Origin of the sequence: Bacteroides sp. NGMCC 1.200775, assembly GCF_040798045.1 — a bacterium.
In the GTDB taxonomy this organism is placed as follows: Bacteria; Bacteroidota; Bacteroidia; order Bacteroidales; family Bacteroidaceae; genus Bacteroides; species Bacteroides hominis.
In genome coordinates this window covers 987,243-1,000,638 of sequence record NZ_JASCQK010000001.1, presented here as the reverse complement: position 1 = coordinate 1,000,638, position 13,396 = coordinate 987,243, and the positions used below count along the sequence as shown (strand labels likewise).

Genomic DNA, 13,396 nt, shown 5'->3' with positions numbered 1-13,396 from the left:
TTTTTTATTTTAACTCTTTGTTTCGTTTTTGCTTTTTTATTCCATTTTTCCCTGACAAGCGGAACTGGAGTGTCAATCCTCCCGTAACGTACTTCATCTTTTGTAATTCCACTTGTGCGTGTAGATGGTTGAAAAGCAAATAGGTGGCACCTAACGCAAAATCTTTCGAATCATATTCGGCAATCAATCTCAATTGCGGATGGAAAGACGGATTGTAGCTGATACCTGCCGCGATCCCATTCAGTTTGTATTCTATCCGTTTGTTATAAAGGTAGGAGAGGTGTACTCCTATTGTCTCTGATCCCAATCGGATATGTTTGGTGGCTGCGATATAGAAACGGCTGAAATATCCGTTACCTTCGGTCGGGGCGACAACTCCGTCACCGGACGAGGTAAAAGGATCGGAGGTTCCTATTACCACAGCGGGCATGTATTTCCAGAACTGCCCCTCTTTCAATGCCCGTAATCTGAGAGAAAAATACCGGTCCTGATTGGTGAACCCTGAGTAACCATAAGGCTTTAATCCAAGAGCTTCTGCCTTGAACAAAGTACAAGTATATGCCACTTCCATCCAAGGTAGAATGGTTACATTCAGGTAGTAATTGTACGTATGATAATACCACGTCGGAGGAGTTATCTCCTTATTCATAAAGTTAGCACCCAGCATCACTGTTTTATCCTTTTGCATCTCTGCCGAAGGGGCATGCAGTAATCCCGTAGTACCGTAGGTCAATTGAGCCGAAAGCATAAAGGGTATAGCTATAAATAGCGATACGATGAGGATTCGTTTTAAATTTATTGTATACATTCTCTACGCTTTCGGTTCAATGATTTCAATTACTACATTTATTTTCTCAATTATTCAGAGATGATGATACCACCACCGGCATTCAGATCATCACCGTGTCCGTGACCATGTCCGTGACCGATTGCTTCTATAGTTTCCACTACTACTGAAGAAACCTTGCTGATTGTAACTGTAGCTGTTTTCTTTTCAATAGCTTTGGTCGCTTTGTTGTAAACGGCAAACGGTAATGTATAAGTCGTTTTGATAACGTTTCTTGTTACCTTGAAACCGGTCAACTGTGTGTAAGCGGGCACTTCCAGTTCGTATGTGAATTTTGTATCTGTAGTAAAGGCTGCTCCCGGAGTAACATTAGCGTTGTCATCTTTAATAGCTTCTTCCAAAGCAGCAGCAACCATCTTGATGGTGGTTGAGGTCAAAGAAGAATGAGCTTTCTTAACGATTTCTTCTACAGAAGCACCGTTTTCGCACTTGATGCCACCCTTCCAGTTGATTTCCATTTTTACTTTAGCTGTTTCACCTTCAGTGTAGCATGCCTTATCAAAATTCATAGTGTCTAATGCAGCTTCTGCATCAGCTTGGCTGTCAGCTTCTTCAAAACCGAATTTAAACTTAGAGAAGTGGTGAACATTGCCTACAAATACACCATTTTGATAAGTTGCGTAGTTTTCTTCAGCTTCCCAAGTGCTGGTCTTTTCGTTGAAGTAGAGAGTAGCCAGTGCAACTTCAGGAGTTTCTCCCTGAGCAACAACAACTGCAGGTGTGAACTTCACTTCCATCGGAGTAACGAAGATAGTACCGGTAGGAGTACCGTCATATTCGCGGATAGAAGCACCTTCCTTACCTTCGTCGGTGCGGCTGATGTTCAGAGTACTTGCCACGCCGCTTGTGAAGATAACCACTGTGTTGGCCGGAAGAACAATTTCGTCAGTAACCATCTCTTCTTTGTCGTTATTGGTATCGATCACTTTAGATTTCAGTTCGAAAGTAGTTTCTTTTTCGATCGGAAGAACTGCTACTTTATCGATTTCTGTCAAAGTTCCGTTAGCGATGTATTTCTCCATGGTGTTAACCACTTGCTCTGCTTGTGCCGGAGTGATCTTGATATCCGATCCTGTAGCTTCCAATACCTTGTTGATTGATTCTTCTACTGCAGACTTGCTCGGTACTTTTTCACCTTCTGCTTTTTCCGGAGCAGCTTCTACGGCATTTTCTGTTGGAAGTTCGATATCTACATTACCGCCGATAAATACATTATCGTCATCAGCAGGTTTTTCTGTGTCAGGTTTCAGAATCAGTGTAACGTTGACTACGGTGTTAGATACTTGACCATTACCTTCCGGTGCTATAAATGCGGTATATACATAAATTTTATAGCTATTGTGGCGGATTGTTACAGTTGCTTTAGTCAACCCTTTTATCTTGTCGGCTGGAATTTCGAACTTATAAAAACCGTTGGAAGCAGTTGCGACAGTTTCATATCCTGAAAGGTTTAGTGTAACTTCAGCCTTGGTTACCATACCACCATCTTGATTATAGATGTTTCCTGACAGATAATATTTAGGAGCAATCTCTACTTCGCTTTTCTGCATAGAAACAGTTACCGGAGTTTTTGCAATGAAAATACCTTCGCCTTCCGGACCTGTTACTTCACTGATGGCAACATTGGCAGTAGTCGGTTTGTATCCGTCAGCAGTAATATAGATTGTATGCTGACCCAGACTTACGTTAGACATTGTGAATTTGTTACCGTTCTGGATGGTTGCTGTCAGTACTCCCGGAATGGTTGCAGCTTTAATAGCTACGGCTTCACCACTTTCTGCATCAAATACGGAACCTTCAATCTGATATTCTACATCCATTGTCGGTTTTGTTTCTTTGCCTTTTTCCATTCTGGCATCAATCGTATAGGCAACGATAGAACCATTTTCCTGTTTGGTAACAAATACAGAGCTTGTCACTGTTTTGTAGCCGCTCTTTGCAAAAGTCACTACGTTGGTTTCTCCTACTTTGGCTTCCAAAGCATACTTACCGTCTGCGGCGGTGGTCATTGACTTTGAGTTTGTAACATTGGTTACCGTTACACCATCCATCACAGCATTGCTTTCAGCATCTGCAACAATACCTGCAACTTGATATGTTGTTGCTGTAGGCTCGGTCACTTTAGGTACATCAATCTCATCTTTTTCGTAGCAACTTGCGAACATACCGCACATTGCTAACAGGGTTAACGCTAATTTAGCGCTACTACCGAAAAATTTACTTTTCATTTTCATCTCAATAAAATTAAAAATTTAATAACTCAGATTTTACAAAATATGGATTAAAACTATTATTCTTCATTATGTTGTCATCGGGTGCCGGCCGATAAGTTTTATAGTAATATTGTTCATTTCCTGCATTATAGGACATTCCCATATTGTTGGAGGGCGTGATCCGGGGGATATGTCCTTTACGTTTATATCGGTAAGGAGGTAAGGCTATCTGGAAACGGAAACCTCCATTGGCTTTTACATTCTTGGCTTTCATGGCATAAAAGCCGATAGAGGCATAGCGAAAATGCCGGATTGCTTCTACTCTGACCGCCTTTTCTTGCAGTAGATATTGTTCCATTCTTGCATTTAGTTCTACATTATAGCGGGGCCAATAGAAACTTCCTCCCAATGACCATGTTGTACGCATCTTTGTGCCGTAGTGCATAGTAAAACCTTCCCAATATCCGGTTCCGGTATATCCTATACGTCCTTCTACGCTGAAACGTTCATCGTTGAAATGATGAATCAGATTGAAATCAATGCCATATCGGCTATTATTAAAATTACCTACAGACAGTGTTGCCCATAAGTTATAAGGTAAACGGACCGTTTGTGATAGTTCAAGGAAACCCGGATGCACTTTATCGTATCTGCTGGCATATCCGTCATTGTATACCGGAATCACCATTTGAGCGGTGAATTTCATCCCTCCCCATAAAGAGACTTCTATGGCGGGTGATAAATTGAAAAGTACTTGATAGATTTGCGTTATTACCAGATTTTTTAGTGATAATTCCGGATATATTGTGATATCTACTTTATACAAAGAGCTATTCTTTTTTTTATTCCTTTTTACTTTGTTCCAGCTATTTCCAAGATTATAGCTGACTTCCCAGTCTTGTTTGCTAATATCTATGGTTCTGTCTTTTTTAGATGGCTGATAATAAAGAGAAATCTGAGGAACGTTGTTATTCAAAACGATAATTCGACATGGCTTTCTTTCGGGAAATCGATATATGGTTTTGCATAATATGGTTTTGCTTGTTGTTTGATTTTAGATTGTTGATATATAGTGTTTTATGCAAATGTTGCTTTTGCCTGGTTTATTATGATTTTGATTGATCTTTACTTTCATGAAGTATGTATGTTACCGAGCTGCTACTTTAATTAAGACTCATAAAGAATCTTTGTGAAATTGATAAGTGGCTAAAAAACAGATGTTTATTTGAATTTTGCAGGCGGATATCGTCTAATCATTTTTCTTTAGAAATCTTTTTTCTGAGACTTTTGTTACCTGTTTGTTACTTATAACGGAATAATGTCTATATTTATAACTAATAACATGCAAACAAATAATATGAAAAAAGAAGTAAGGATTAAAGAACCGGTTAGAATTAGAACCAAGTGTCTGTCGAATGGTTGTGAGTCTATATATTTAGATATATATATAGATGGAAAGAGACAATATGAGTTTTTAAAGTTATATATAATACCTGAGCATACGCGGGAAGACAAAGATTTAAATCAGAGTACTATGAAGCTTGCTAATGCGGTGAAAGCTCAAAGAATTGTAGAATTGCAGAATGGAATATATGGCTTTAACCATCAAAAAGAGAAAAAGGATATAACACTGATAGACTATATAAAGTATTTGGCAGACAGGGATATAGAAAAAACTTCAAGAAAAGTGTCTATGTATACTTTGATATATCATCTCCAGCGTTATGATAAATTAGGTATTAAGCTTAGGCAGATAGATAAAAAGTATATACTCGGCTTTATTGAGTACTTGAAAACTGCAACTCAGAAGCATTGCAAAAGTATAAAGCATATAAATGCCAATACTCAGGTATATTATTATAAAGTTTTTCATTATTGCCTTAATAGTGCCATAATTGATGAAATTATAATCTCAAACCCGATGGATAAGATAAAAAAAGAGGAAAAACCTAAACGTAAAAGAACCGAAAGGGCCTTTTTAACTATTGATGAAGTTAAAACATTATCGCAAACGGATTTTCATAATAAGACTTTGAAGAGGGCTTTTCTATTTAGTTGTTTTTGTGGGTTGAGACATAGTGATATAGTGGCACTTACATGGGGAAATCTGAAAAAAAATAAGATAGGGAAAATAGAACTGCATATGACACAGCAGAAAACTCAGGAAATCCTTTCGCTTCCTTTGAGTAATGAAGCTTTAAAACAACTCCCGGTCCGTGGGAAGGCTCAGGATACAGAGAAAGTATTCAAAGGACTGATCAGTTTAGGAAGGACCAATGAGATATTGCCAAGATGGGCTGCTAAAGCCGGTATTCAAAAACATATCACATTTCATTCGGCACGCCATACTCATGCTACGATGATGATTACTCTTGGGGCTGATCTTTATACCGTGTCCAAACTCCTGGGACACACTAACATTCAAACAACTCAGATATATGCCAAGATAGTAGATGAAAGTAAAGAGAAAGCTATTGATCTGATTCCGGATATAACTTGAGAGGGTGATAAATGGTTCGGGTATGTAGTTGCGAAAATGTGAACCTCAATCTTATGCCTGAATGTTGTGGAGTAACGATAAAAAGCTAATAAGACATAAGATGTTGACAAACAGTGACATTAAATACTAATATCTTGGGTTTACGAAGTTAACTTTAACACTGTGTTAAAGTTAACTTCGTAAACCCAAGATATTAACTTCATAAATACATAAGGTTAACTTCGTAAATCTAAGAATATAATTGGCTACTTTTGTAGTTAACATTGTTAATTCAACTGCTTTATATAGTAGGTTTATATTAATATATGAATACATTATTATATATATACTGGTCTTGCCGATGCATTTTTGTTTTAGTTGTTAATAATTGTGATTTGGTTAGATTAGCTACTACTTGATTTTACCCGGATTTAGTAAATTTGTAATATAGCGGTATTTTATTGGAAATTTAGTATTAATATATATTTCTATTTTATTTTATCATTTCTTTATTTATATAACTTGCTCTATTAGTGATTCTAAAATATATGATGGATATTATTTAAGATTATAAATGGTTTTTCTGGTCTATTTTTAAGTAAGCAGGAGTTCGAATGAAAAAAAACTGATACAAATCTGCGAAAAAACATGTAAAACTCTTTGGTATTATTAAAATTGTGTCTATTTTTGCACCATATTTTGTATCTATAATTTTTAGGGTACATAAGTTTTAAAGCAAACAAATGAATCACAAAAGCCCTTACATGAGGAAAAACATAACAATTGACGCTACTTTGCTCAGAATTTTACTCATATCATTCTGTTTACTCCCTTTAAAAGGTGTATGTCAAACAGGAGAGGCTACTGTTGACGCACTGGTGAAAATGGGATTTGAGAATGTAGGGTGGACAGAAGATAATGAGGAACGGGTTTTTGTGATACAGAATTCAGCCTATCGTCTTGAAGGAGTCGGAATAGGTAAAGCTGTTGATTTGATTCAAAAGATGGGTTTACCCGAAAATAAGCCATGTAGGTTAATAGTTTTGGACAATAATATACCTCAGATATCTCTCTATTATCAGCCGATGAAAGGAGATAGTATTGCTGAAGCAAATCGGGCTGACTGGAATGTAAGTTATGATTTGGGAGAAGGATGGAAGCAGGCAAGACGTATTAAGAAGCAAAACAGTTCTTTGTTTAAGGTAGATATAGTGGTATATCCGGAATTATTATTCAGAAACTATATTTTGTCTAAGGTCTATGAAATTGTGGTTAATGTCTCTCCTGCCATAGAAGTTTCTTTGTGGAAGGGAATGAAACTGACCGGACAAGTGATTTTCCCTATCTATAATGATTATGGTCAAAGGTATAAGCAGATCCGTCCCGGATTTGTGACTTTGTCACAGACTGTGCGTTTGCCTCAACGCACATTTCTGACAGCCTCAGTCGGATTTTTTAATAAGTTTCGCTGGGGAGGTGATTTAAAAGCAAAACACTTCTTTAAAGATGAGCGCTTTTCAGTAGATGCGCGCATCGGGTATACCGGAAGAGGGTATTTTGAAGATTGGGCCTTTTATCATGGTACCAAATGGACTCTGACCGGTTCTATCGGAGCTAATTTCTATTGGCCGAAATACAATACACAGTTTAGTTTAAAAGGAGAGCGATATTTGGAGGAAGAATATGGAGTCCGTTTTGATATGGTTCGCCATTTTCGCTATGCCTCTATTGGCTTTTATGGAATGAAAGTGCAACATGCAGGTAATAAAGGACTGAATGGAGGTTTCTTGTTTCAGATAGCTTTGCCTCCATACAAATATAAGAGAAAGGGGTATATCCCAAGAGTAATGCCTAATAATTTCGGATTCCAATATAATGCGGGTAATGAACGTATATATGGTAAAGGGTATAACTCTCAGGCAAGTGATAATGTAATGAATGATAATAGTTTTAATCCATATTTTGTAAAATCAGAATTATTAAATTTTTAATTTTATTGAGATGAAAATGAAAAGTAAATTTTTCGGTAATGGCGCTAAGTTAGCGTTAGCCGTTTTGGCAGTTTGCGGTACACTGTTTACAAGCTGCTACGAGAAAGCAGAAGTTGATGAAGCAACAAAACCAGCCCCTGCAAAGTATTATATTGCCGGTACTATTACTGACGCAACTACAGGTCAGGTTTTGACTACTGCTAAAGTTACATTGGGTGGCGAATCAGTTGGAGCTACATTCAACAAAGAAGTTACTTATAAAGCAGAAGGATATAGCTTGGAAGTTTCTGCAACCGGTTATTATTCTGTAACAAGACAAGTATACCTGAACCAGGTTAGTGACGGCCAGACAAGTGTTGCTACTGTAGACGTTGCTTTGGTTTCTGTTGAAGCAGCAACTATTCCTCCGGTAGTTTCTCCGACTGATCCTAAGACTGATGTTACTGAATCTGAAGCCGGAGCATTGGTAACTAAAGCAGCTGAAGAAGCTAAACCTTCTGCTGAAACAGTTAAGAATATGTGGGATGGCGCAACAGCTACAGCTGAGGAAAAGGCTGGTCTGGAAACTACAAAAGAGTTGACCGGTGACGTTACTACTGGAGCTACTACTGCTGAGGCTCAGGCTGATGGATCGATTTTGGTTACTACTCCGTTTGAATTTGCAAACTCTGTTAAAGATGCCGCTATCTTGGTTCCTTACTTCTACAATGAAGGTTGTGAACTTACAGGTGATGTAAAAGAAGTGGCTGCTCCTGCAACAAGAGCAGAAGGCGCTGTTTCTACTGATATTCAGGCTGCTTTCCTTGCAAATGCTGCTAAAGCTTTGAATAAGAATGCCGGTTTCGTACAGAAGGTTGGTTATGCTAAAATCAGCGTATTGAGCGGTTATGGTATTATTGGCTATAGAGTTAAAGGACAATTGGTTTCTAAGAAGCTGACATTCCTGATCTCTGGCAAATATTATGAAGGTATCGTTTCTTACCAGAACAGTGTAATGATCTATCCTAACTATTACAGCCACGATTCTCACGATTCTCATGACTCTCACGGCTTCAACCCGAACGCCGGTGGTGGATCTAACGACTAATCAGAGGTAAAAGTAATTGTTGAGAATTAAAAAGTACGAGTTGAACCGAAAGTATAGAAACTGCAGGTAATGATGAAAAAGATACTTCTTATGGGCTTGTTCCTTTGCTGTCATTTGGCACTTTCGGCTCAGTTGACGTACGGAACTACCGGTCTGCTCCATGCTCCGTCAGCAGAAATGCAACGGGATAAGACAGTGATGATCGGTGGAAATTTTCTAAATAAGGAGATAACTCCTCCTACATGGGATTACCATACGTATAATTACTTTTTGAACGTGACTATCTTTCCCTGGCTCGAAATAGCCTATACATGTACGCTGTTTCAGTCGCAGACTATAGGGATTGACTGGAAAGTTGGAAAGAAGAAGTTTACGAATCAGGACAGATATTTTTCTGCCCGTTTGCGAGTTTTGAAAGAAGGACAATTGTGGAAGCACATGCCGGCTGTTGTAGTGGGAACTTCTGATCCTTATACTGAGTCAGGCGATGGACAAGTAGGTTCTGCCGATGGTAATGGCTATTTTTGCCGTTTTTATGTCGCAGCCACCAAGCATATCCCGGTTGGAAAGGAGAAGATAGGTGTGCATCTGTCATATCTGTACAACCGAAGAGTGGATTACCACTTGAATGGATTAGCCGGAGGGCTCACTTATGCTCCATCTTTTGCTCCTGATCTGACAGTAATCGCAGAATATGATGCAAAGGACTTCGCGTTTGGTGCTACCTATTTGCTTTTCAACCATTTGCATGCGCAGGTAGAATTGCAAAGAATGAAATATTTTACCGGCGGGCTTACATATAAGATTTATTTGAAGTAAGCAGAATGGTCGGAGCAAATAAGAAACTAAAAGAGTTGAAATATTTAAAAACAAAAAACAATGAAAAGTAAATTAGTAATATTATCTTTATTGTTGGTCGGTGCTACTGCAGCTACTGCTCAGACTAAAGAGACGTTCTATAGCGAAAGCTTTAAGGACAATATCTTTGTGAGTGTAGGTGTTGGCGCTCAGGGTTGTGTAAACCCGGACAACTTTGATTATGGCTTTGGTAAAGCCATAACTCCGCTGATCAATGTGTCAGTTGGTAAACTGTTCAATCCGGTTTGGGGTATCCGTGGTCAGGTGGCTGGCGCATGGACTACCTTGTATTCTAACTACGGACAACCTGCCGATACTTATATTAAGAGTAAGAATAAACATTACTTCACTCTGCGTGCGGACGGTATGTTTAACTTGTCGAATGCTATTGGCGGTTACAATCCGGACCGTTTGTTCACAGTTTCTGTTTTTGCAGGTCCCGGTTTGACATTTGCCAAAGCTTATGGCGATCAGGATAAAGTAAATGCACTGATCAACGGTTCTGTTGGTTTGGCTGGACAGTTCAATATCAATAAGTATTTAGATATCAACATTGAAGCAAGAGGCGAGGTTTCTCCTTCTCCGTTCGGTAATATTAGCTCTGCCCATACCGACGGCGCTGTTTCTCTGACTGCAGGTGTAACTTATACATTTGGTGGCAAGAGATTCGTATCTTGTGGTTCTCAGGTAGACCAGAATGCTATCAATGAAGAACTGAATCGTTACAGAAGCGAACTGGCTAAGGCTCAGTCTGACTTGGCTGATGCCAAGAACGCGCTGGCTAACGTGAAACCTGTAACAAAAGAAGTTGTGAAGGAAGTTGAAGTAGCCGGACCTCGCGCTATCTTCTTCCAGATTGGCAAATCTAAGATTGACGACTATGGTATGGTTAATATTCAGTTGGCTGCTAAGATCCTGAAGGCTAATCCGGATAAGAAATATAAGGTGGCAGGTTATGCAGATAAAGCTACCGGTAGCGCCAAGTGGAACCAGAAGTTGTCTGAAGCTCGTGCACAGGCTGTTTACGATGCACTTATTAAAGAAGGTGTAAGCAAGGATCAGCTTGAACTGGTAGGCTTCGGTGGAACTGCCAACATGTTTGGCAAGAACTTCTTGAACCGCGTTGTGATTCTGGAATAATACAACTTTATTGAGGCAATAGCCTGATAAATAATGGAAGGGGTATCCGTTGTGCGGATACCCTTTTTGTTTGTTAAATAGGGAATAATCCAAATTTTAATCGTATTTTTGCACTCCAAATATGAGTAGAATAATAGCAATAGATTACGGGCGAAAACGTACAGGAATAGCTGTGAGTGATGCGATGCAGATTATCGCTAACGGGCTGACAACTGTATCAAGTCATGAACTTCTGGATTTCATAACCAATTATGTAAAACAGGAACCGGTGGAACGCATTATTATAGGTTTGCCGAAGCAGATGAATAATGAGGTTTCTGAAAATATGAAAAATATAGAGCCTTTTGTACGTTCGTTAAGAAAACGTTTGCCTGATATTCCCGTTGAATATGTAGATGAACGTTTTACTTCTGTGCTTGCACACCGTACGATGCTTGAAGCCGGGCTTAAGAAAAAAGACAGACAGAACAAGGCATTGGTCGATGAAATTAGCGCAACTATTATTTTGCAGTCTTATCTGGAAAGCAAACGTTTGTAAGAAGAAAGAATATTTAAAAAGAATAATTATAAGATATGATTTTACCTATTTATGTATATGGTCAGCCAGTTCTCAGGCAGGTGGCGGAGGATATCACGCCGGATTATCCGAACCTGAAAGAGCTGATTGAAAATATGTTTGAAACGATGGATCATGCCGATGGGGTAGGGCTTGCCGCTCCTCAGATTGGTTTACCTGTCCGCGTAGTTGTTATTAACCTGGATGTGCTTTCAGAAGATTATCCTGAATACAAGGATTTTCGTAAGGCTTATATAAACGCACATATTGATGTTGTGGAGGGTGAAGAAGTATCCATGGAAGAAGGATGTCTTAGTCTGCCCGGCATACACGAGTCTGTAAAGAGAGGCAGTAAGATTCACGTACGATATATGGATGAAAATTTTGTAGAGCATAACGAAGTGGTAGAAGGGTTTCTGGCACGGGTTATGCAGCATGAATTTGACCATTTGGACGGGAAAATGTTCATAGATCACATTTCTCCTTTGCGTAAACAAATGATAAAAGGAAAACTGAATACGATGTTGAAAGGAAAGGCTCGTAGCTCCTATAAGATGAAGCAGGTGAAATGATATACCTGAGATTTTGGAATAAAAAGCAATGGGTAAAGTTGATCATATAAATCAATTTTACCCATTACTTTTTCAGGACTGCATCTCAAATATCCTGCAACGGCTATTTGATGTTTTTATTAAAAGAGCCCTGTTATGGTTGCTTTAAATATACCAGCATCATTACCGGATTATCGTCTTCCTTTAAGCCTTTCAACTGTTCGATTTGAAGTATGGAAGGCGTTTCTTCCGCTTTTTCTAAAAGTTCAGGAGCTTCCCATACATATAACAGTGTGTGGCTGTCAAGTGCCGTTATCGGGCGTAATGGTAAACCAGGAGTCAAGTCATTTTTTATATGGCCTGTGGCTACTTTGAAACAGTTTTTGGCTTTTTTGTCGTAAATAGCCATTTGTCTTTCTCGCGCTTTCTCTCCTGCCCAATTAGAATAAGGCATGAATATGTAGGAGTCAGTCTCTATGGCACTGTACTGTATGTAAGGAGCGGCCATTTCCTGAAAACGCTTTCCGTTTCCATCGAGATATTCAAACCTGCATTCCATCGGTAATGAGTATTTGCCCATCTGGAATATATATCGGGGTTCTAAAGCTTCTGGAGTGACGGTGAATAGGGTGTCGTTATAATATTCTTTATAACAGGTGTGGTTTTCGTAATGGAACATATAACGATCTATATCACTACTGATCATCCAGCGATATTGGCTGTTTAGCTCAAATAGGTCCCAACGATTGAAGATTTGCAACGTATCACCTTTCAGGTTGGAAAGGTAAATACGTTCTTTTCGTCTTCCGTTATTATTGCGCATGAATGTTGCGGCAATTGTATCCTGAACACGTAACATCGCAAACTCACTAACTTCTATATTAGGAACTTTCATTGCACGGATGAATTTACCTGTTTCCATAGAGTAGATATTGATTTTTCCTGTAGTTGTTAGCATGTAGACCAATCCTTTTTCTTCATCCACGTCAATCTGCATGATCCAGTTAAATTCACCCGGTCCACCGCCTTTGCGGCCCAGTGTCCGTATGAATTTACCATCTTTTGTGTACTGAAATAATTTATCGAGCCATGGTAGGAAGAAATACTCTTTTGTCTGGATGATATTGGTTCCCTTTAACCCTCTTATCAGGCATTTATTGTTTGTCTCCAACGGGATATACCGTATTGAATCGGCTATTTCACTCAGTAGTATTTCCCGTTCTGTTTCGATACCTGTTTCGAAAGGTACGATTTGAGGGAATTCTGGTTCTGTAATTTGGACCGTTGCTTCGGACGGCTGGTCACTGTTCTTCTTTCCGCTGCAAGAAAGCAGCAGGAAAGGTAGTAGTAAAAGAAGTGATTTTTGTTTCATGTTGATACTATTTTATGTATAAAAGAGTTCCTGTTTGCAATATTGTACAGGTGTCTTTCTTTCTGTATTTTTAATTTTCGGATAACCCGTTTCATATATTGATTTATGGACATATTACAAATCTACGAAATAATCGTAAATTAATAATGAATGTGAGGTTAATAGGTGTTAAGAAGGTGTATAGACTACTGAATATCTGCATGGAGGGGTCCTATAAAATAATCAAAAAATATAAAAAGTTGTCCGTTATCCCTGTTTAATAGATGAAAAGCATTACTTTTGCTCTACTTAAAAAGTATTCA

The 13,396-nt window shown here is 38.7% G+C and carries 11 protein-coding genes; 7 read left to right on the top strand and 4 right to left on the bottom strand.

Annotation, left to right across the window (positions count from 1 at the left end):
* Positions 1-4 precede the first annotated feature (4 nt).
* From QK890_RS04345 to QK890_RS04335, 3 genes are read right to left on the bottom strand one after another with little or no spacing between them, the layout of a single operon-like run.
* Entirely contained in the window at positions 5-808 is an 804-nt protein-coding gene (locus QK890_RS04345; RefSeq protein ID WP_032544009.1) for a YjbH domain-containing protein, read from the bottom strand.
* A gap of 50 nt (positions 809-858) precedes the next feature.
* Complete coding sequence (locus QK890_RS04340) at positions 859-3,081, bottom strand: carboxypeptidase-like regulatory domain-containing protein (protein WP_032544008.1); 2,223 nt, start codon at positions 3,079-3,081, stop codon at positions 859-861.
* A 10-nt stretch (positions 3,082-3,091) separates the two neighbouring features.
* Complete coding sequence (locus QK890_RS04335; RefSeq protein ID WP_032544007.1) at positions 3,092-4,036, bottom strand: hypothetical protein; 945 nt, start codon at positions 4,034-4,036, stop codon at positions 3,092-3,094.
* 381 nt (positions 4,037-4,417) lie between these two features.
* On the opposite strand from QK890_RS04335, the gene QK890_RS04330 reads away from it, so the two are divergent.
* The 7 genes from QK890_RS04330 (at position 4,418) to def (ending at position 11,743) form a co-directional block, all read left to right on the top strand.
* The gene (locus QK890_RS04330) at positions 4,418-5,560 is read left to right on the top strand and encodes a site-specific integrase (protein WP_005809037.1); all 1,143 of its coding nucleotides are present in this window, start codon (positions 4,418-4,420) and stop codon (positions 5,558-5,560) included.
* A gap of 722 nt (positions 5,561-6,282) precedes the next feature.
* Positions 6,283-7,530: a hypothetical protein gene (locus QK890_RS04325; RefSeq protein WP_005776466.1), complete on the top strand. Its 1,248-nt coding sequence runs from the start codon at positions 6,283-6,285 to the stop codon at positions 7,528-7,530.
* Positions 7,531-7,540: 10 nt separating this feature from the next.
* Positions 7,541-8,617, top strand: a complete 1,077-nt coding sequence (locus tag QK890_RS04320; protein WP_005776467.1) for a DUF3869 domain-containing protein — start codon at positions 7,541-7,543, stop codon at positions 8,615-8,617.
* 69 nt (positions 8,618-8,686) lie between these two features.
* The gene (locus QK890_RS04315; RefSeq protein WP_032530687.1) at positions 8,687-9,436 is read left to right on the top strand and encodes a YjbH domain-containing protein; all 750 of its coding nucleotides are present in this window, start codon (positions 8,687-8,689) and stop codon (positions 9,434-9,436) included.
* A 60-nt stretch (positions 9,437-9,496) separates the two neighbouring features.
* Entirely contained in the window at positions 9,497-10,615 is a 1,119-nt protein-coding gene (locus QK890_RS04310) for an OmpA family protein (protein WP_032544006.1), read from the top strand.
* 121 nt (positions 10,616-10,736) lie between these two features.
* The gene (ruvX, locus tag QK890_RS04305; protein WP_032539460.1) at positions 10,737-11,153 is read left to right on the top strand and encodes a Holliday junction resolvase RuvX; all 417 of its coding nucleotides are present in this window, start codon (positions 10,737-10,739) and stop codon (positions 11,151-11,153) included.
* A gap of 35 nt (positions 11,154-11,188) precedes the next feature.
* Positions 11,189-11,743: a peptide deformylase gene (def, locus tag QK890_RS04300; RefSeq protein WP_032539459.1), complete on the top strand. Its 555-nt coding sequence runs from the start codon at positions 11,189-11,191 to the stop codon at positions 11,741-11,743.
* A gap of 133 nt (positions 11,744-11,876) precedes the next feature.
* On the opposite strand, the gene QK890_RS04295 is transcribed toward def, so the two are convergent.
* Positions 11,877-13,094, bottom strand: coding sequence for a 6-bladed beta-propeller (locus QK890_RS04295; RefSeq protein ID WP_005809027.1), 1,218 nt, complete (start codon positions 13,092-13,094; stop codon positions 11,877-11,879).
* Positions 13,095-13,396: the final 302 nt, after the last annotated feature.

Coding starts and splice junctions, on each gene's coding strand:
- QK890_RS04310 (WP_032544006.1), top strand. CDS start 9,497: ATGAAAAGTAAATTAGTAATATTATCTTTATTGTTGGTCGGTGCTACT.
- QK890_RS04325 (WP_005776466.1), top strand. CDS start 6,283: ATGAATCACAAAAGCCCTTACATGAGGAAAAACATAACAATTGACGCT.
- QK890_RS04345 (WP_032544009.1), bottom strand. CDS start 808: ATGTATACAATAAATTTAAAACGAATCCTCATCGTATCGCTATTTATA.
- QK890_RS04320 (WP_005776467.1), top strand. CDS start 7,541: ATGAAAATGAAAAGTAAATTTTTCGGTAATGGCGCTAAGTTAGCGTTA.
- QK890_RS04330 (WP_005809037.1), top strand. CDS start 4,418: ATGAAAAAAGAAGTAAGGATTAAAGAACCGGTTAGAATTAGAACCAAG.
- QK890_RS04295 (WP_005809027.1), bottom strand. CDS start 13,094: ATGAAACAAAAATCACTTCTTTTACTACTACCTTTCCTGCTGCTTTCT.
- QK890_RS04315 (WP_032530687.1), top strand. CDS start 8,687: ATGATGAAAAAGATACTTCTTATGGGCTTGTTCCTTTGCTGTCATTTG.
- ruvX (WP_032539460.1), top strand. CDS start 10,737: ATGAGTAGAATAATAGCAATAGATTACGGGCGAAAACGTACAGGAATA.
- def (WP_032539459.1), top strand. CDS start 11,189: ATGATTTTACCTATTTATGTATATGGTCAGCCAGTTCTCAGGCAGGTG.
- QK890_RS04340 (WP_032544008.1), bottom strand. CDS start 3,081: ATGAAAATGAAAAGTAAATTTTTCGGTAGTAGCGCTAAATTAGCGTTA.